The organism is Salmonella sp. 32120201201600049SM, assembly GCF_017572835.1.
GTDB lineage: Bacteria > Pseudomonadota > Gammaproteobacteria > Enterobacterales > Enterobacteriaceae > Salmonella > Salmonella enterica.
The window spans coordinates 1,090,566-1,109,916 of sequence record NZ_JAGESA010000001.1; the positions used below are offsets into that span (position 1 = coordinate 1,090,566).

General features: G+C 50.2%; 18 protein-coding genes and 1 riboswitch. Of the genes, 7 read left to right on the plus strand and 11 right to left on the minus strand.

Features of this window, described 5'->3' with window-relative positions; all coding sequences use genetic code 11:
* Positions 1-81: 81 nt before the first annotated feature.
* On the minus strand, positions 82-417 hold the full coding sequence (gene steD, locus J4650_RS05495; protein WP_001533113.1) for a type III secretion system effector SteD: 336 nt from the start codon (positions 415-417) through the stop codon (positions 82-84).
* Positions 418-978: 561 nt separating this feature from the next.
* Here steD and yegS point away from each other — a divergent pair.
* The gene (gene yegS / locus J4650_RS05500) at positions 979-1,878 is read left to right on the plus strand and encodes a lipid kinase YegS (RefSeq protein WP_001273393.1); all 900 of its coding nucleotides are present in this window, start codon (positions 979-981) and stop codon (positions 1,876-1,878) included.
* 52 nt (positions 1,879-1,930) lie between these two features.
* On the opposite strand, the gene fbaB is transcribed toward yegS, so the two are convergent.
* Complete coding sequence (gene fbaB / locus J4650_RS05505) at positions 1,931-2,983, minus strand: class I fructose-bisphosphate aldolase (protein ID WP_000129590.1); 1,053 nt, start codon at positions 2,981-2,983, stop codon at positions 1,931-1,933.
* Positions 2,984-3,236: 253 nt separating this feature from the next.
* Between fbaB and J4650_RS05510 the strand changes: the two genes are divergently transcribed.
* The 3 genes from J4650_RS05510 to J4650_RS05520 are packed head-to-tail and all read left to right on the plus strand — an operon-like array spanning position 3,237 to position 6,471.
* Positions 3,237-4,508, plus strand: coding sequence for a nucleoside permease (locus tag J4650_RS05510; protein WP_000858692.1), 1,272 nt, complete (start codon positions 3,237-3,239; stop codon positions 4,506-4,508).
* Complete coding sequence (locus J4650_RS05515; protein ID WP_000642793.1) at positions 4,505-5,509, plus strand: ADP-ribosylglycohydrolase family protein; 1,005 nt, start codon at positions 4,505-4,507, stop codon at positions 5,507-5,509. Before J4650_RS05510 ends, J4650_RS05515 begins: the two co-directional genes overlap by 4 nt.
* Positions 5,506-6,471, plus strand: a complete 966-nt coding sequence (locus J4650_RS05520; protein ID WP_023993386.1) for a PfkB family carbohydrate kinase — start codon at positions 5,506-5,508, stop codon at positions 6,469-6,471. The genes J4650_RS05515 and J4650_RS05520 overlap by 4 nt, the downstream gene beginning before the upstream one ends.
* On the opposite strand, the gene J4650_RS05525 is transcribed toward J4650_RS05520, so the two are convergent.
* The 3 genes from J4650_RS05525 to thiM are packed head-to-tail and all read right to left on the minus strand — an operon-like array spanning position 6,445 to position 8,811.
* On the minus strand, positions 6,445-7,191 hold the full coding sequence (locus J4650_RS05525) for a GntR family transcriptional regulator (RefSeq protein ID WP_000434062.1): 747 nt from the start codon (positions 7,189-7,191) through the stop codon (positions 6,445-6,447). The two genes, J4650_RS05520 and J4650_RS05525, sit on opposite strands and share 27 nt — an antisense overlap.
* Positions 7,192-7,226: 35 nt before the next feature.
* The gene (gene thiD / locus J4650_RS05530) at positions 7,227-8,027 is read right to left on the minus strand and encodes a bifunctional hydroxymethylpyrimidine kinase/phosphomethylpyrimidine kinase (protein WP_001528513.1); all 801 of its coding nucleotides are present in this window, start codon (positions 8,025-8,027) and stop codon (positions 7,227-7,229) included.
* Positions 8,014-8,811: a hydroxyethylthiazole kinase gene (gene thiM, locus J4650_RS05535; protein WP_001182163.1), complete on the minus strand. Its 798-nt coding sequence runs from the start codon at positions 8,809-8,811 to the stop codon at positions 8,014-8,016. Before thiM ends, thiD begins: the two co-directional genes overlap by 14 nt.
* Positions 8,812-8,842: 31 nt before the next feature.
* A riboswitch (TPP riboswitch) is annotated at positions 8,843-8,939 on the minus strand.
* 281 nt (positions 8,940-9,220) lie between these two features.
* Here thiM and rcnB point away from each other — a divergent pair.
* On the plus strand, positions 9,221-9,535 hold the full coding sequence (rcnB, locus tag J4650_RS05540; protein WP_023993387.1) for a Ni(II)/Co(II) efflux transporter accessory subunit RcnB: 315 nt from the start codon (positions 9,221-9,223) through the stop codon (positions 9,533-9,535).
* A 41-nt stretch (positions 9,536-9,576) separates the two neighbouring features.
* On the opposite strand, the gene J4650_RS05545 is transcribed toward rcnB, so the two are convergent.
* The 6 genes from J4650_RS05545 to apbC all read right to left on the minus strand — a co-directional run bounded on the left by J4650_RS05545 (position 9,577) and on the right by apbC (position 16,294).
* Positions 9,577-10,584, minus strand: coding sequence for a fimbrial protein (locus tag J4650_RS05545; RefSeq protein ID WP_023993388.1), 1,008 nt, complete (start codon positions 10,582-10,584; stop codon positions 9,577-9,579).
* An 8-nt stretch (positions 10,585-10,592) separates the two neighbouring features.
* Entirely contained in the window at positions 10,593-13,073 is a 2,481-nt protein-coding gene (locus tag J4650_RS05550) for a fimbrial biogenesis outer membrane usher protein (protein WP_000945356.1), read from the minus strand.
* A gap of 12 nt (positions 13,074-13,085) precedes the next feature.
* Complete coding sequence (locus J4650_RS05555) at positions 13,086-13,766, minus strand: fimbria/pilus periplasmic chaperone (RefSeq protein WP_000734580.1); 681 nt, start codon at positions 13,764-13,766, stop codon at positions 13,086-13,088.
* A 46-nt stretch (positions 13,767-13,812) separates the two neighbouring features.
* Entirely contained in the window at positions 13,813-14,358 is a 546-nt protein-coding gene (locus tag J4650_RS05560) for a fimbrial protein (protein WP_023993389.1), read from the minus strand.
* Between the two features lie 278 nt (positions 14,359-14,636).
* Positions 14,637-14,918, minus strand: a complete 282-nt coding sequence (locus J4650_RS05565) for a DUF2574 family protein (RefSeq protein WP_001543027.1) — start codon at positions 14,916-14,918, stop codon at positions 14,637-14,639.
* Between the two features lie 266 nt (positions 14,919-15,184).
* A complete protein-coding gene (gene apbC, locus J4650_RS05570) occupies positions 15,185-16,294 on the minus strand; it encodes an iron-sulfur cluster carrier protein ApbC (protein ID WP_001005424.1) in 1,110 nt (369 codons plus the stop codon).
* Positions 16,295-16,458: 164 nt separating this feature from the next.
* On the opposite strand from apbC, the gene metG reads away from it, so the two are divergent.
* Together metG and J4650_RS05580 are read left to right on the plus strand one after the other, a co-directional pair.
* A complete protein-coding gene (gene metG, locus J4650_RS05575) occupies positions 16,459-18,492 on the plus strand; it encodes a methionine--tRNA ligase (RefSeq protein ID WP_000195340.1) in 2,034 nt (677 codons plus the stop codon).
* Between the two features lie 240 nt (positions 18,493-18,732).
* Entirely contained in the window at positions 18,733-19,191 is a 459-nt protein-coding gene (locus tag J4650_RS05580) for a YehR family lipoprotein (protein ID WP_000703137.1), read from the plus strand.
* Positions 19,192-19,351 lie beyond the last annotated feature (160 nt).

Genomic DNA, 19,351 nt, shown 5'->3' on the forward strand with positions numbered 1-19,351 from the left:
TAAGCCTCTGGTCTGGACGCTTAACACCCCGTGTCATCGTCGGAATTCGTCTTTTCCCTATGACTTGCTGTGTTTGCTCATTTATGGCCAGGCTGGCCGGGTTCTGATGCCATTTGCGCTAAGGTATAGTCCGGCGCATATTCCCATCATACCAATTCCCCCCATGCCAAACGATGCGCCTAAAACCGTCAGGGCGGTAGTATATGCAGTACCACTACTGACACTGGCGACAGCCCCTGAGCATACCCCACTGAAAACACCTGTAAACAATGCCGTGGTTCCCAGGCACATTAAACATCTGGGTTTATTGCCGTAAGCGTTAAAATCAACGATTTCAGCTACCGGTTTTTCGTCATTACCCCGTTCAGAAGGAGGGAGCAATGGCGTTTGCGCATTCACGCCTGAAGTGACATTCATATAAACCTCTTCATGCACATGCCTGTTTATGTTTATGAGAAAAGCGATACATCAGGCAACGGTACGACTATAGGACACCGCGCTAAGCCATCATCTAAATAGGTTTTATTTGATATATAGTAGCGTGCTTCTAATAGTGCGCCGTGTTTCTGCTAAAGAGTCTAAAGAACATTTCGATTTTATGCTATTAAAAAGTATGTTTGGTAATAAATATCAGGTTTTTATCTGATATTATGGTGTTTGAAATTAATACTGATAACTGACGTATGTTCGTCTTGTTAATTCTCCGTTTCGTTATCAAAGGCGCTATATCGGAAAGCGTCTGACTACCCCTTGTGATTTCCTTGCACTCTCACAAGCGCTACTCAATGCGCATACCGGCATCTCTTTTGTCGCCATTTGCCTTAAACCATGCTTCGCTTACCGCTGCGTACAGCAGGAAGAAAAACGGTAAAGCAATAAGTGCGCAACATTTCAATTTTCATCCTGTTCTGACCTCGCTTTTTCATTTCTGCTATACACTTTCTGGAGATTGTTGTTCAACCTATTAAGGCATAACGGATGGCTAACTTTCCCGCCAGCTTACTGATCCTCAATGGCAAAAGCGCTGATAACCAGCCGCTACGTGAGGCCATTACTCTACTTCGCGACGAAGGCATACAGATTCACGTTCGGGTAACCTGGGAAAAAGGCGACGCGCAGCGTTACGTTGATGAAGCCCGTAGACTGGGCGTTGAAACGGTGATTGCCGGCGGCGGAGACGGTACCATTAATGAAGTGTCGACCGCGCTCATCCAGATCCGCGACGGCGTAGCCCCTGCACTGGGCCTTTTGCCGCTCGGCACTGCCAACGATTTTGCCACCAGCGCCGGTATTCCTGAAGCGCTGGACAAAGCGCTGAAACTGGCGATTGCCGGAAACGCGATGGAAATTGATATGGCCAGGGTCAATGATAAAACCTGTTTTATCAATATGGCGACGGGTGGTTTTGGCACCCGCATTACCACCGAAACGCCGGAAAAACTTAAAGCCGCGTTGGGCGGCGTCTCCTATCTTATTCACGGTCTGATGAGAATGGATACGCTGACCCCTGACCGCTGCGAAATACGTGGCGAAAACTTTCACTGGCAGGGAGATGCGCTGGTGATCGGCATCGGCAACGGTCGTCAGGCCGGCGGCGGGCAGCAATTATGTCCCACCGCGCTGATTAACGACGGACTGTTACAGCTACGGATTTTTACCGGCGAAGAACTGCTGCCGGCGCTGTTTTCCACACTCACGCAGTCAGATGACAATCCGAATATTATTGACGGCGCCTCAGCGTGGTTTGATATTCATGCGCCGCATGAAATCACGTTCAATCTGGATGGCGAACCACTCAGCGGGCAAGAATTTCATATTGAGGTGCTGCCTGGCGCATTACGCTGTCGGCTGCCGCCAGACTGCCCGTTGCTACGTTAATAACACCAGTCGTTGGCCGGATGCGCTCACATCCGGCTTTTCTTCGTTAAACTCAGGCGATGGTGACTTTGCTATCCAGATAGACATCCTGTACGGCGTTAATCAACTTCACGCCGTCAGCCATCGATTTCTTAAAGGCTTTACGTCCCAGAATTAGCCCCATTCCACCGGCTCGTTTGTTGATCACCGCGGTACGAACCGCGTCGCCGAGGTCAGTGTCGCCGCCGTCCGCGCCGCCGGAGTTGATAAGCCCGGCGCGTCCCATATAGCAGTTCGCCAACTGGTAACGTACCAAATCAATCGGGTTATCGCTGGTCAGTTTGCTGTACACGCGATCGTCGGTATAGCCGAAGTTGACCGCTTTATAACCGCCATTATTCTCGGCCATTTTCTGTTTCACAATATCCGCACCAATCGTAGCGGCCAGATGGTTGGCTTGCCCCGTCAGGTCAGCGGATACATGGTAATCAACGCCGTCTTTTTTAAAGGAAGAATTACGCAGGTAAGCCCACAATACGGTCACCATACCCAGCTCATGCGCACGCTCAAAAGCGGCGGAGATCTCTTCAATCTGGCGACGAGACTGTTCCGAACCGAAATAGATCGTCGCGCCTACCGCCACGGCGCCCATATTGAACGCCTGCTCAACGCTGGCGTACAGGGTCTGATCGTACTCTGTCGGATAGCTCAATGTTTCGTTGTGATTCAGTTTGACCAAAAACGGAATACGGTGCGCATAGCGCCGTGAAACCGAGGCCAGTACGCCGTAGGTAGAGGCCACGCAGTTACAGCCGGCCTCAATCGCCAATTCAACAATGTTTTTTGGGTCAAAGTAGCGCGGGTTGGCCGCAAAAGAGGCGCCGGCGGAGTGCTCCACTCCCTGATCGACGGGCAGTATCGAAAGGTATCCTGTTCCCGCCAGGCGTCCAGTATTATAGAGCGTCTGCATATTACGCAGAACGGCTGGTGGACGATTATTGTCAATCATCACCCGGTCAACGTAATCCTTGCCGGGTAGATAAAGCTGATCGGAAGGAATGGTCATACAACGATGCTGTAAAAGGCTGTCGGCGTCTTTGCCAAGCAACTGCGCAATATCAGTCATAGCTATGCTCCCGTAAGTTCCGATAGGGTATCGGAAGGTGAATAGTCCTGCCCCACAGATTGCGGGTCGCAATAAGCCTGGTACTGACCGACCATTTTTGCCAACTTTAGCGCATTTTTTCGGCGCTATCTGCTGACTCGATTCACGTCCGAAAAAGTGTTAGATCGGTCAAAATTAATGCTCAATGGTATTTAAAAGGTATTATTAAGTGGTATTGTCATGGCGTACCTTACCTGTCATGAAGGATTCAAAAATGAAAACGACCTTTAAACTGTCGTTCATGATGTTCGTGGAGTGGTTTATCTGGGGCGCCTGGTTCGTCCCCCTGTGGCTATGGCTAAATAAAAGCGGGTTTTCCGCCGGTGAAATAGGCTGGTCTTATGCCTGTACCGCCATTGCGGCGATCCTGTCGCCGATTCTGGTCGGCTCCGTTACCGACCGTTTTTTCTCAGCGCAAAAAGTCCTGGCGGTACTGATGTTTGCAGGCGCCGTGCTGATGTATTTCGCGGCGCAGCAAACCACCTTCGCCGGATTCTTTCCGCTGCTTCTGGCCTATTCATTGACCTATATGCCGACCATCGCGCTGACAAACAGCATTGCCTTCGCTAACGTACCGGACGTTGAACGCGATTTTCCACGCATTCGCGTTATGGGAACCATTGGGTGGATAGCCTCCGGCCTCGCCTGTGGATTCCTGCCGCAAATGTTAGGCTATAACGATATTTCCCCCACCAACATTCCACTGCTCATAACCGCCGCAAGTTCAGCGTTGCTGGGCGTATTTGCGTTCTGTCTGCCAGACACGCCGCCAAAAAGCACCGGCAAGATGGATATTAAAGTGATGCTGGGGCTGGATGCGCTGGTTCTGCTGCGCGATAAAAACTTTCTCGTTTTCTTCTTCTGTTCCTTCCTGTTTGCGATGCCGCTGGCCTTCTACTACATCTTCGCTAACGGCTATCTGACAGAAGTGGGAATGAAAAACGCCACCGGCTGGATGACGCTCGGCCAGTTCTCTGAAATCTTCTTTATGCTGGCGCTACCCTTTTTCACTAAGCGCTTTGGTATTAAAAAGGTATTATTACTTGGTCTTATTACCGCCGCGATCCGCTACGGCTTTTTTGTCTATGGCGGCGCGGAAACGTACTTCACTTACGCCCTGCTGTTCCTCGGTATTTTGCTGCACGGCGTAAGTTACGATTTCTACTACGTCACCGCCTACATTTATGTCGATAAAAAAGCGCCGGTTCATATGCGTACCGCTGCGCAAGGGCTTATCACCCTCTGCTGTCAGGGATTCGGCAGCCTGCTGGGCTATCGTCTCGGCGGCGTGATGATGGAAAAAATGTTTGCTTATCCGCAACCGGTTAACGGTCTGACATTCAACTGGGCGGGCATGTGGACGTTTGGCGCAGTGATGATTGCCGTCATCGCGCTACTGTTTATGATTTTCTTTCGCGAATCGGACAAAGAGATCACTGCTATTGACGATCGCGATATTGCGTTGACACAAGGGGAAGTAAAATGAAAGCAGAACGTATTCTCGGTGCTCTTTACGGGCAAGCGTTAGGGGATGCGATGGGAATGCCCTCTGAGCTGTGGCCGAGAACGCGCGTCAAAGCGCATTTCGGCTGGATTGACCGCTTTCTGCCCGGGCCAAAAGAGAATAATGCCGCCTGCTATTTTAACCGCGCGGAGTTTACGGATGATACCGCAATGGCGCTCTGCCTGGCCGACGCGCTACTCGAATGCGAAGGCAACATTGATCCCGAGATTATTGGGCGTAACATCCTCGCCTGGGCGGAACGCTTTGATGCGTTCAATAAAAATGTACTCGGCCCGACGTCAAAAATTGCGCTGAATGCGATTCGCGACGGCAAACCCATCGCGGCGCTGGAAAATAACGGCGTGACTAACGGCGCGGCCATGCGCGTTTCGCCGTTGGGCTGCCTGTTGCCGCCAACTAACCTGACAGCCTTTATAGCAGAAGTAGCGTTAGCCTCCAGCCCGACGCATAAATCCGATCTGGCGGTGGCTGGAGCCGTGGTTGTCGCCTGGGCCGTCTCGCGAGCGGTTAACGGCGACACATGGCAAAGTATTGCCGACTCGCTCCCCGCCGTCGCCCATCAGGCGCAGACAGCGCGTATTACCACGTTTAGCGCCTCGCTATCGGCACGTCTGGAACTGGCGCTAAACATTGTCCGCCACGCCGACGGCGTCGAATCTGCCAGCGAACAGCTCTATCAGATCATCGGCGCGGGAACCAGCACCATTGAATCGGTTCCCTGCGCTATCGCCATGGTGGAACTGGCGAATACCGATCCTAACCGCTGTGCCGTGCTGTGCGCTAACCTCGGCGGCGATACCGACACTATCGGCGCGATGGCTACCGCCATTTGCGGCGCGTTGCACGGGGTAAGCGCCATTAACCCCCAGTTAAAGCAAACGCTGGACGAGGTTAATCAGCTGGATTTTGCGCGCTATGCCGTTGCGCTGGCGAGTTATCGTCAACGGCGGGAGGCACTATGAACGGCGCACGGTTGCTGACATTATTACCGACCCTGCATACCCGGCGTCCGCTCACCGTTATCGGCGCGGCAGTGGTCGATATCATTGCTGATGCCTGGACGTTGCCGCGTCGCGGAGGCGATATTGAACTGCAACAACAGAGCGTCAATGTCGGCGGCTGTGCGCTGAATATTGCCGTGGCGTTGAAACGACTGGGGATTGACGCCGGCAATGCGCTGCCGCTGGGCCAGGGCGTGTGGGCGGAGAGGATTCGCCGCCGTCTGGCAAAAGAGGAATTATCCAGCGTGATTGACGCGGTTGAAGGGGATAACGGCTGGTGTCTGGCGTTAGTCGAACCGGATGGCGAACGCACGTTTATGTCTTTTAGCGGCGTGGAAAACCAGTGGAATGCGGACTGGCTGTCGCAGCTCAGGACACCGCGGGGCAGTCTTGTCTACCTGTCCGGCTATCAACTGGCCTCGTCCTGTGGCGAACCACTGATCCAGTGGCTGGAAACCGTCGACGATGTCACGCCTTTTATCGATTTTGGCCCACGAATCGGTGATATTACAGACGATGCAATGGCGCGCATTATGGCCTGCCGCCCCATCATCTCCCTCAATCGCCAGGAGGCCACCATCGCTGCGGAACGCACCGGGCTTGCGACCGATACGCGCACTTTCGGCGAGGCATGGGTAAACCGCTTTTCCGCGCCGCTGGTGGTGCGCCACGATAAAGACGGAGCGTGGTATTTTAGCGCGCAATCTTCCGGCGTTGTGCCAGCGTTTCCGGCAACCGTGGTGGATACCATCGGCGCAGGCGACAGCCATGCTGGCGGCGTGCTGGCAGGACTGGCGTCAGGCTGGTCGCTCGCGGATGCCGTACTGCTGGGAAATGCGGTGGCGAGCTGGGTGGTCGGGCATCGCGGCGGCGACTGCGCGCCCACACGCGAGGCGCTACTCCTCGCACACAAAAACGTATAGGTCGCTACGACAATAACTGATGCTGTATTCAATAGGCCGCTGCTGCTGATCGAGCGCCACCTGCTTAATCACCAGCACCGGCACTTTACCATCCATTTGAATATGCGACTGAAACTCATCATCCGGCATCCGGGCGCTGACGCGAGATCGGGTACGCTGAGGGTAAATGTGCTGGCGACGAAAATAGTCATACAACGAAATGCCAATCGCGTCGACATCATGAATCAGATGCGCGGGCACCCAGGACTCTTCAATCGATACCGCGTCCTCATCAACATAACGAATGCGTTTGAGTAAAAAGACGTCGCTGCCTGCGGGGATCGCCAGATGCTGCGCGACCTCATCCGGACAACTTACCACGCGTTTGTTAACCCATAGCGTATCCGGTTTTTTGCCGCGCAAGACAACCTGCTGAGAAAATCCCCGCGCCTCTTTCAGGGAATATTCAAAGATATTATTGATTTGCGTGCCGTAGCCGCGGGCGCGCGTGACGACACCCTCTTCTTCCAGCGCCTGCATCGCTTTTCGTACCGTGATGCGCGAGACGCCGGTAAGCTGGCTGAGATCGCGTTCGCCAGGCAAAATATTACCGTGCTCAAGAATACCGCTGCGCACGGCATCCTTTACCGTCTGGGCGAATTTCATGTATAGCGGCGTATTATCCGCCGCTGAAATTCGTTCATTCAGTTGCGCGATGAGCCGGGTATGCGCTTGTTCCATTTATCTTTCCTGACGACGGGTCTGTAGGCAGTATACTACCACCACGCGTGGAAATGATGTACCGGACCAATGCCCTTCCCCACTTCCAGCGTGTCCGCCTGCGCCAGCGCCGCCGAAAGCCATGCCTTCGCCTCGTTTACCGTCTCTCCCCAACTGCGATGCCGGGGCCGTAACGCCGCCAGCGCCGCCGACAGCGTACAGCCCGTCCCATGCGTATTTTTGGTGTTCACACGCGGCGCGCTAAAACGTTGCTCGCCCTCACGGGTAAAGAGCCAGTCCGGGCTTTGCGCATCCTCTAAATGCCCGCCTTTCATCAATACCGCTTCACACCCCATCGCCAGTAACGCCCGCCCCTGCGCCAGCATCTCCTGTTCCGTACGCGCATGGGGCGCATCCAGCAACGCTGCGGCTTCCGGCAAATTAGGCGTAATCAGCGATACCTGCGGCAACAGCCGGACGCGTAATGTTTCTATCGCAGAGGGCGAGAGCAGCGGATCGCCGCTTTTCGCCAGCATCACCGTATCCAACACCACATTACGTACATGATGGCGCTGTAGTCGCTCCGCCACGGCCTCGACAATATCGGTTTCCGCCAGCATGCCGATTTTTGTGGTATCAATGCGCACATCGCTGAGCACGGAATCAAGTTGAGCGGCGACAAAGTCCGGCTCTATCCGGTACACCGACTGTACGCCACAGGTATTTTGCGCCACCAGCGCAGTGATGACCGAACAGCCATATGCGCCCAGCGCGGAAAAGGTCTTGAGATCCGCCTGGATACCGGCCCCGCCGCTGGGATCGGTGCCGGCAATCGTCAGCGCGTTAATTCGTTGCATTGGCCGCCTCCACATCCAGATGATAGAGCGCATCAAGAAAAGCCGGGATGAAGCTACCCGGTCCTTCGCTACGCTCTGCCGCGGCCTGTCCTGCCAGTTTCATCCAGCAGCAGGCCGACGCGACATTGTCCAGCGCGGCGCCCGGTAACGCGCAACTGGCGGCGACAACCGCCGACAACGCGCAGCCAGTGCCTACAATGCGAGTCATTAACGGATCGCCGCCGGGAATGCTCAGCGTGCGCTGACCATTAGTAACGTAATCTATCTCTCCGGTAACCACAACGATGCAGTCTATCTGACGCGCCAGCGCCTGCGCCGCAGGCAGTGCGGCCAACGCCGCCTCGGTGGTATCTACGCCGCGTCCGCCCAGCGCCATGCCGGATAACGCCAGGATTTCCGAGGCGTTACCGCGTATTGCCGCCGGGCGCAGGGACAAGAGATCCAGGCAAAATCGCCGACGAAATTCCAGCGCGCCCACCGCGACAGGATCAAGGGTCCACGGCGTTTTGGCATCATAAGCGCTTTCTACCGCCGCACGCATCGCGTCAGCGCGTGAGGCGGTTAAGGTTCCGACATTAACCAGCAAGGCGTTGGCGATGGCGGCAAACGGTCTGGCCTCGACAGGATCAATCACCATGGCGGGTGAAGCGCCCAGCGCCAGCAGCGTATTGGCGGTAAACGTTTGTACGACGTCATTCGTCATACAGTGCGTAAGCGGGGAGAGCGCGCGAAAGTGTTTTAACGTATGCGCCGCAAGCGTGCGGCAGTGCAGGTCAGGCTGCATGGTTCAGCTCCTGCCCGCGTGAAGAAGGGACACGAGCAGTGTCAGACTTCCCTACGCTGGCATTATCCAGATCAGGTGGTACGGGTATTTCTCAGCCTTCACAAAGAAGGGCACCCCGAGTCGTCAAGCCCCACCGTGTTAAGCGGGGTTTCGCTATTAAGCATACTGTCTGCGCCAGACAATGTAAATTTACAGTCAGCCGCGGACGATAATTTCAGCGTTATCAGATAGTTCTCAAAACCTATTCGGTTCTGGCAAACTTGCTGGCGGATATGTTGCTGCACGACGCTTTCGTTTACACTTTTTACGAAAAGGGGCGTGAGATAACAAAATAGCGCTTGTCAGATACGCCACCAGCAGAAATGATACACACGATGTTAACTGACCCGCATATGTGGAGGGTAAAAGTATGAAAAGTAAGTTGCTGCCTTGCGCGCTGTTGTTTGCAACCAGTTTTGCATGGGCCGCCCCCGCGACAACGGGCATTGATCAATATGAGTTAAAAAGCTTTATCGCCGACTTCACCCACTTCAAGCCCGGCGATACCGTTCCGCAGATGTACCGCACCGATGAGTACAATATTAAACAGTGGAAATTACGTAATCTGCCCGCGCCAGATGCCGGTACTCACTGGACCTATATGGGCGGCGCGTATGTACTGATTAACGATACCGATGGAAAAATCATCAAAGCCTATGATGGCGAGATTTTTTATCATCGATAAAAAAGCACACTCTCCGTTAAGGAGAGTGTGCTTAGCATTGATTACTGATAACTTGTAATAATATAAACACTACTTTTTACATTGCCCGGTTGGACGTTACCATATTTATAGTATTGTACACCCAGCTTCAGTTCTGAAGCTTCAGTCATTTCTTTATTATACCCTAACAGTTGCCTTTTCTCATCAGAGTTTACATGAATAAGGTTATCATTAAGGAAAATTTTAAACCCAACATTTTTTGCACTATCGGCGCTTGTTAATTCATTTGCCAAATAATCTCCATTGGTTGCTGAAACGGCAGAAAAATGATAATTTACAATACTTGTCGTCATTCCCAGCCCTCCATCACATGTAAATTTCAGTGCATCAGGAAAGTATTCGACCTGAGCATTACCAGCCAACAGATCACTTAATGAAATAGGAGGCAATGTAATCTCATTATTAGACAAAGAACATGTTGTCTTAGTAAAAAATATTTTTATCGGCACTTTAAAACTATATTCATGGTTGGTGTTATCATGATTACAAATAACTGCACCATGACAATCCAATGGTTTGACTTTGATATAATTTCCTAACAAAAAAGCTTCACCTGCAGATTTGTCTTTAATACTATTATCATCTGCCTCCACTTTCACCACCTTAGCCAATACCTTGTATTTTAAGTTATTGTTTAGTTTACTGGCTTGAGAAGTCTCATTGGCTTTTTGTTTTCCTGTTTGGCTACCATCAACAAACAATGTCACATCAACATACAACCTATGTCCGCTATCATCTTTTATTTTATATCTTACAGTCTCCCCATTACCACTTGAATACGTTGTCTTAAAGCGGTTTTCTACAGCAGTCCCTCCCAAACAACGGAATCCAGAGAAAGAATCTGGAAATACCATTGATACTTCTTTTTCAAAAACATTCCTGCTATCTAATTTAATTTCAATTACATCCTCTATTTTTGTATTACTAGCAGATTCCGGATTTATAATATAACAATACGCTTGCAAATTTGAAGATATAAAAATCATAAACAACATCAATAAATATCTCATGACATTCCTCACCGACAAATATAAACTTTACTTTCATCAATCGTTTTGCCGAAAGTGATTGAGCATGAAAGTCCCTGTTGTTTATCAATCGCCACATTTATTTCCGGCGGTACTTCATTGGTGCGAATAAAGAGCTGGCTTCCCTGGCCTACCACGCCAATATTATGTCCATGAATATCCTCTACTTCGTAACCAAAGGTCAGCGGTGAACCATCGGGACGCTGCGCCCGGATATACCAAGGTTTACGTTGGTCGGTATCAAACGTCGCCAGAACGACTGCCCCCCGATATGGGGCTGTATTACGCCGATTCCCTTGCAGATCGGTTTCACTATTAGTGTTGGAAACATCCAGCATCAAGTGGTTTTCACGATACGGCGTTAAACCATCGTAGACCACCACGCCATTACGGTTGGTGGTGCGGTATTTCTGCCCATTAACATACGCTCCTTCCAGACCCGGCGCATGCATCACGGCAAACGTTTCCGACAGTCGGTTGGCTAAATTCACGCCCCCAGACCAGGCCACCAGCCCCCCGGAAATACTGCCGCCAGTTTGTGTATATTTAGACGACTGACTATAGCTGCCGTTAAGCGTCGCAACTGGCGCATTCCACGTCAGATTTCCGCCAGCCGTTGTCTCACTGTCCTGCCGTTGATGGCTGAGATTCACCCCATAGTTAAACTGATCGCGACTGCCTGCGGTGCCGGAAAGCCCGGTATTATTTGACGCAAAACCGTCATCATCAAAGGTCGTTGAGTTAGACACATACAAATGCCTGCGCGGAGCGCTAATATCATCTCCCCAATCGAACGGAATAGAGATAAAGACGTTAAAACGCTTATCTTCGTGATGATCTTCATCGTAAGTCTGGCTGGCGGAAAAGGTATAGCTAATCCGTTGCCAGCTATTGGAATAGCTCAGCTGATAATCTTTACTGTTACCGCTACGCCCCCAATAATCACGCCACAGCGTGCTCAAAGATACAGAGCCCCAGCCCTGCGGCAAAGATTGGCTGACGTTCGCCGAAAAACTGTTCTTACGACCAAAATCGTTCTGATAATAATCCGCAATGTCGTACACATCATTTTCATCACGATCATAGCTGTCTTTGTTATTGGCCCAAACGTGATCGTTAAACGTTCGGTAATCTCGTGACGAGTAACGATAGGCAGCAAGCCCAAAACGGGTGGCGGTTTGCGTCAAATACTTGTTATAGGCAATCTGGTAACTTTGCCCGTCAAACACATCACCATTGTCTTGCTTGCTATGCGATTGTGTCATATCGACGGAAATCGCGCCGATACGCGTATTCCAGCCAGTACCCAACGTAAATGCATTGTAGTTATCCGCCAGCATGGTGCCGCCGTACAGCGTTAAGAGATTATTCAGCCCGTATTGGTAGCTCATCTGCGCAAAATCGGTCTGGTTGCTGGCGCCTTCGATATGGCTACGCCCTGCCGCAAAATCATATTTTGAAACACCCGGCTGCAACATATTGGGCACCGCAGCATAGGGCACCAGATAGGTTGTTACCGATCCGTCAGCCTCTTTGATGCTAACATCAAGATCCGCACCGCCGCCTGCCAACTGTAAATCCGCAATAGAGAACGGGCCTGGCGGAACCTCTTTCTGGTAAACCACAAAACCGTTCTGTTCGATGGTGACCAGCGCGTTACTTTGCGCAATCCCCTGCACCAGCGGCGTAAAATTCTGTTTTGAGTTCGGCAGCATCTGCATATCGCGATACAGCCGTACGCCACGAAAACGCACCGCATCAAAAATATCTGATGAGGTATACATATCCCCGGCACGCAGAGTGCCCAGAATTTGCGGGATACCGCGCTCCAGATACAGGGTGTTGCTTTTCCACTCCCCGCTGCTGTCATCGGTTTTGTTATAGCTGGCATCGGAATGCAGCTGCCAGCCCAGCAGGTTTAACCCGCTGGTGAAACGCGCGTAGGTACTTTTACTGTTGCCAGAATCCTTATAGTCGCTGTAATACTGGCTGGCATAGTACGAGGTATAGAAGGCATTAATGCCACGATCCCAGTTTTCCGGAGGAACATACCCTTGCTCAAGTTCATCGACAAACGCCTGCGGAACGCTAAGATCCAGACGAAACGTGCCAATATTCCAGGCATAACTGCCCCCTTGTACCGCCTGCTTCAAGGTTGGGCATTCATTCTGCTTGTCCAACGCTTGTATATTTATCCCCAGACGCGTTAATGCATCGCGGGATAAACAGGTGTCATCCGGATTATCCTTAACAGTAATATCATACTTACCACGCCACTGCTTATTGACGTAGATGTCAATATCATATTGGCCTGGCAGGGGTTGGTTATCATCGAGGCGAAAATCAGAAACCCTCTCACCTTTCATTCCACCCATCATAAAATTTGTATCAAACGTTTCTTCTGCGGCATGGGCGTCAATGCCGAGTAGCAACAGTAATACCGCCGAAGCAATCGGAGTCATCCTTAACATAACCAGCTCCTGTTATTTTAAGCTGACGTTATCGCTAATATAATTACCGTGATCGTCAATAATGGTCATTTTATACTGATTGGCATTAGCACTTTTTAATGCCACATCTGCACTGGAGAGCGGTGCAAGCATAATACTTTCGTTATTTATTTTAACACCATTAACTTTAACTTCTATTATCGTGACCCAATTTGCTGTATCATTCTGAATAGAATAACTACTAGCAGTACGTTTCATGGACAGTTTCTGAAAAGTACCTCTATTAACTGGGGCAATTCCTTTAGGCCGATAGAATAATTTGATGCGATTCTGCATGGCAAATTTCAATACATTTTTACCGGTACTATTTGGATTGTTTGGTGGAATATCCAGCACGTTGAGATAAAACAAACTTTCTTTATTATTTGGTAGCATATTTGGCATTTTTTTAATTTTAATCTGCTGACCTGAATCCCCAGCAACCTTCGCAACAGGAGGTGTTAGCAAAAATGGAACCTTAATCTTTTCCGGTGGTAACGATGTATCTCCATCATCAATCCATGACTGAACCAATGAAGAACGCCCACCCTGATTCATTAACTGCACCAGTACTTCATTTTTCTCTGCTGGATAGATAATGCGAGTACCGTAAATAACTACACCGGCATTTGCCGTTGAAATGAAGAACAGCGAAAAAAAAAGAAGTTTTTTCATGGGTAACTACCTTATAAAAGGCCGGCAGGTTATGCCGGCCTACAAATCAATTATATGCAGCTTGCAGTGTTACGGTAGCGTTCACATCCCCTGACGTTACTGCGTCAGTACCTTGCTTAGCATAATAAACATCCAGTGGAATCGTATAGATCTTATCTGAGTCAAAATCTGTGGCTCCCACGATGATATTGTTTGAGCTATGATCAACAGCTTTGTTTTTATATTTCAAAGCAAAACCGACACCTTTAGCACCATCAGGTAACGTATTTCCAATTACACCTTCAGCATCTAAAGTTGGTGCCTTGACAGTAATATTCAGACTTTTTCCTTCTTCAATATCTGGGCAGTAAATTTTGAGATGTGTGGTCTGTTCCGTGATTGGTGTATAAACCGAACCGGGGCTCATCGTATCAAATACTTTAGTTTCAACCTGACTTAACACCACATCCTCTGAATTATTTCCTGACACAAACTGGCATGATGTTCCAACTACTGTGCCAATAATGTTTAAAGTTCCGGTATCTTCAGCAAACGCCCCAGCACTCATAAATACAGCAGACAGTACAGCAGCAGAAATAATTGAACGTTTCATAGTATCTTCCTTAATAAAATAATTTCTATTTGTTAAGAGGGTTAACTCTTGGATTTAAATTCGCACACCAAAAACGTTACTGCAATGTAAACGTGTTGTTTTATTGATTTAAAACAAGTTACAAATATCAATATAGTTGTAGCAAATAAGTGAAGGTGAGTACTATTTTAAAATTTAATAAATTAGCGTAATTAATTGACAATAATTATTTGTATAGCAAATAAAAAAGCCTCTATCATTCATTGAAATGATAGAGGCTTAATAAACAATATATTTTCTTAGTCGTAGCGATTTAACACTATCTGTCGTGTGGAATCCCCAGGAACAGCGACAATTTCAGTAACAATGCCTTGTGCAGGAGTGGGGGTAACATTGTTAATATCTGTATGATGAAGAGTCTGACCACATCGCTGCTGCACCGTATTATTCACAACATCAGTACTGCATGTTGGTTCAACAACCCTCCCGGTAATGGTTAAGGTTGCCGTATCAGAAGCCAAAGCCTGTAAACTCATTCCATAAGCCAGAGTTATAAATCCCAAGAATAAACTTTTCTTCATTGCGTTCATTATTCCTGTTTTAAGTGGAAAACAGCGTACAAGCCATTTTTCCGTTGAATTATGTATTAACGTCCCTGCTAAAACCAATTGGAATGGTAGATTAATGAGATAGGTTTGATCAATTCAAATGATGCATTGAGGCGAATTATTCAGAAAAAGGCATGGATTATACAGGCAGGATAAACAATATTACGCAGCTTTTCCATTCCATATATTCACCACATCAATATATCATTGATGCGGTGAATAAAATTTAACGCCAGAAATTACACCGCGCGGAAGGCGATTTCACCCGGAATCACTTCACCCTGCCAGTAAAGCTGTGCCGCAACGCGATCGGCCAGTTCGCGATAGATCGCGGTAAACTCGCTCTCCGGACGGCTAACCACCGTCGGCGTACCACGATCGAGATCTTCGCGCAGACTAATATGCAGCGGCATCTGACCCAGAAGCTGAGTATGGTATTTTTCCGCCAGCTTCTGCGCGCCACCCGTGCCGAAGATCGGTTCGTGATGGCCGCAGTTGCTACAAATATGCATACTCATATTTTCCACAATGCCGAGCACCGGCACTTCCACCTTCTCGAACATCACGATACCTTTTTTGGCGTCGATCAGCGCGATATCCTGCGGCGTAGTCACCACCACCGCGCCGGTAACAGGAATGTTCTGCGCCAGCGTTAACTGAATATCCCCGGTTCCCGGCGGCATATCCAGTACCAGATAATCCAGATCCGGCCACAGCGTCTCCTGCAACATCTGCATCAGCGCCTTACTGGCCATTGGGCCGCGCCATACCATCGCGTTATCGTCAGTCACCAGATAGCCGATCGAGTTGGTCGCCAGGCCGTGAGACATAATCGGCGCCATATGCGTACCGTCTGGCGATGTCGGGCGCTGATCTTCTGCGCCAAGCATGGTTGGGATCGACGGACCGTAAATATCGGCATCGAGAACCCCGACCTTTGCGCCTTCAGCCGCTAACGCCAGCGCCAGGTTTACCGCCGTGGACGATTTCCCCACCCCGCCTTTACCGGAGCTCACGGCAATGATGTTTTTCACGCCATTAATGCCAGGCTGATTTTTGACGCGTTTCAGCGTCGCAATGTTGTACGACAGTTTCCAGTCGATCGCTTTTGCGCCCGTAATACGTAACAGATCGGCGCTGCATTGCTCTTTTAATACCTCAAACGCGCTGTTCCAGACGAACGGCATGACCAGCTCAACGTGCAGCGTATCATCCATCCAGGCGACGTGGTGCAACGCCTTAAGCGTGGTGAGGTTATGCTTCAGGGTTGGGTGCTGAAAATTCGCCAGCGTCCCGGCGACCATCGCTCGCAGGGTATCTGGTGATTTGGCCTGGGATTGTTCGTTCATCCCGACTCCTTTTGTAGTTCTGAAAAGTACGATTGTAACTTTGTAGTTTACTCCAGCGGTAACAATTATTCATTTACGGATAAATGCCCTTATCGATTGGCGCAGTAATTACCATTTTGGTACTATCAAAGCCCTTTTTTACAACAGAAGAAGTAATACCCACTATGACTCAAGTCGCGAAGAAAATTCTGGTAACGTGCGCGCTGCCGTACGCCAACGGCTCTATCCACCTCGGCCATATGCTGGAGCACATCCAGGCTGATGTCTGGGTCCGTTACCAGCGAATGCGCGGCCATGAGGTTAACTTCATCTGTGCCGATGACGCTCATGGCACGCCGATCATGCTGAAAGCGCAGCAGCTTGGTATTACGCCGGAGCAAATGATCGGTGAAATGAGCCAGGAGCACCAGACCGATTTCGCCGGTTTTAATATTAGCTACGACAACTACCACTCAACGCACAGCGACGAGAATCGCGAGCTGTCCGAGCTGATTTATACGCGCCTGAAAGAGAACGGTTTTATTAAGAACCGCACTATCTCTCAACTCTACGATCCGGAAAAAGGCATGTTCCTGCCGGACCGATTTGTGAAAGGCACCTGCCCGAAATGTAAATCCGCGGACCAGTACGGCGATAACTGTGAAGTCTGCGGCGCAACTTACAGCCCGACCGAACTTATCGAGCCGAAATCCGTGGTGTCCGGCGCGACGCCGGTAATGCGTGACTCCGAGCACTTTTTCTTTGATCTGCCGTCATTCAGCGAAATGCTGCAGGCGTGGACCCGCAGCGGCGCGCTGCAGGAGCAGGTGGCGAACAAAATGCAGGAGTGGTTTGAATCCGGCCTGCAACAGTGGGACATTTCCCGCGACGCGCCGTATTTTGGTTTCGAAATCCCGAACGCGCCGGGCAAATATTTCTACGTCTGGCTGGACGCGCCTATTGGCTATATGGGCTCCTTCAAAAATCTGTGCGATAAGCGCGGTGACACGACCAGTTTTGATGAGTACTGGAAAAAAGACTCCGACGCCGAGCTGTATCACTTTATCGGCAAAGACATCGTCTATTTCCACAGCCTGTTCTGGCCTGCCATGCTGGAAGGCAGCCACTTCCGTAAGCCGACCAACCTGTTCGTTCACGGTTACGTGACGGTGAACGGCGCGAAGATGTCTAAGTCTCGCGGCACCTTTATTAAGGCCAGCACCTGGCTGAAACACTTTGACGCCGACAGCCTGCGCTACTACTACACCGCGAAGCTTTCTTCACGCATTGATGACATCGACCTGAACCTGGAAGACTTTGTCCAGCGCGTCAATGCCGATATCGTCAATAAAGTAGTCAACCTGGCATCCCGTAACGCCGGTTTTATCAATAAGCGTTTCGACGGCGTGCTGGCGGCTGAACTGGCCGATCCGCAATTGTACAAAACCTTTACTGACGCCGCTGCGGTGATTGGCGAAGCATGGGAAAGCCGTGAATTCGGTAAAGCTATCCGTGAGATTATGGCGCTGGCCGACGTCGCTAACCGTTATGTTGACGAGCAAGCGCCGTGGGTGGTGGCTAAACAGGAAGGCCGCGACGCTGACCTGCAGGCCATTTGCTCGATGGGCATCAACCTGTTCCGCGTGCTGATGACGTATCTGAAACCGGTACTGCCGACGCTTTCTGAACGCGTTGAAGCCTTCCTGAACAGCGAACTGAACTGGGATGCCATCGAACAGCCGCTGCTCAGTCACAAGGTCAACACCTTTAAGGCGCTCTACAATCGCATCGACATGAAGCAAGTTGAAGCGCTGGTTGAAGCGTCTAAAGAAGAGGTGAAAGCCGCAGCCGCGCCGGTTACCGGCCCGTTAGCCGACTTCCCGATTCAGGAAACCATCACCTTTGACGATTTCGCCAAAATTGACCTGCGCGTAGCATTGATTGAAAACGCTGAGTTCGTGGAAGGCTCCGACAAATTGCTGCGTCTGACGCTGGATCTGGGCGGCGAGAAGCGTAACGTCTTCTCCGGCATTCGTTCCGCCTACCCGGACCCGCAGGCGCTGATTGGCCGCCAGACGGTAATGGTCGCCAACCTCGCGCCGCGCAAAATGCGCTTTGGCGTCTCCGAGGGAATGGTGATGGCCGCAGGACCTGGCGGGAAAGATATCTTCCTGTTAAGCCCTGATGACGGCGCGAAGCCTGGCCAACAGGTGAAATAAGCAACAAGCCGGAGCATGCTCCGGCTTTTTTAACCGCTTAATCCTGACTGGCATATCGCCTCCTCCGCACGTTTTAACTTTTTCCTTAATAAGCAACAGCGTTGAGACTCCATATCCGGACTGCTAAATAACGGCTAAAAGTCATATTCTATCTCTCCCTGATACATTGCTATTACTGGGTTAAATTAATTCATTGAAATTATTTTAAAAACCCAATCATTATATAAAATGGAGTTTTAGATGAAAATTTCTGGCAAGTTATTGTCCGCGGCTTTGGCTTCCGTACTGGTGTTCTCTCTTGCTGGCTGTGGCGATAAAGAAGAATCAAAGACCTTTAACGCAAACCTGGCGGGGACAGAAATTTCAATTACTTACACCTATAAAGGTGACAAAATCATTAAGCAGACGTCTGAAAGTAAAATCAGCTATGCCACTGTAGGCGCTAAAACGAAAGAAGATGCCGCCAAAATTCTCGATCCGCTGAGCGCGAAATATAAAAATATCGCCGGAGTGGAAGAAAAATTAACCTATGAAGATACCTATGCCCAGGAAAACGTCTCTGTGGATATGGAAAAAGTGGACTTTAAAGCGTTACAGCAAATCTCAGGGACGATGGTGTCCGGCGATACCAGCAAAGGTATCAGCATGAAACAAACTCAGACGCTGTTGGAAGCTGCTGGTTTTAAAGAAGCGAAATAACTGGCAGGCATAATGTATTGCATCGACTGGTAAAGTCGCTCAGGGCGCTGCTTCGGCAGCGTCTTTTCTTTATGAATTCCGAAAAAAGACAGCCTCGCTGTAAGTCCCCTCGCCAAAGCCTATAATCCCTGAATTCCTGGCCTCACCAATACTTAACGAC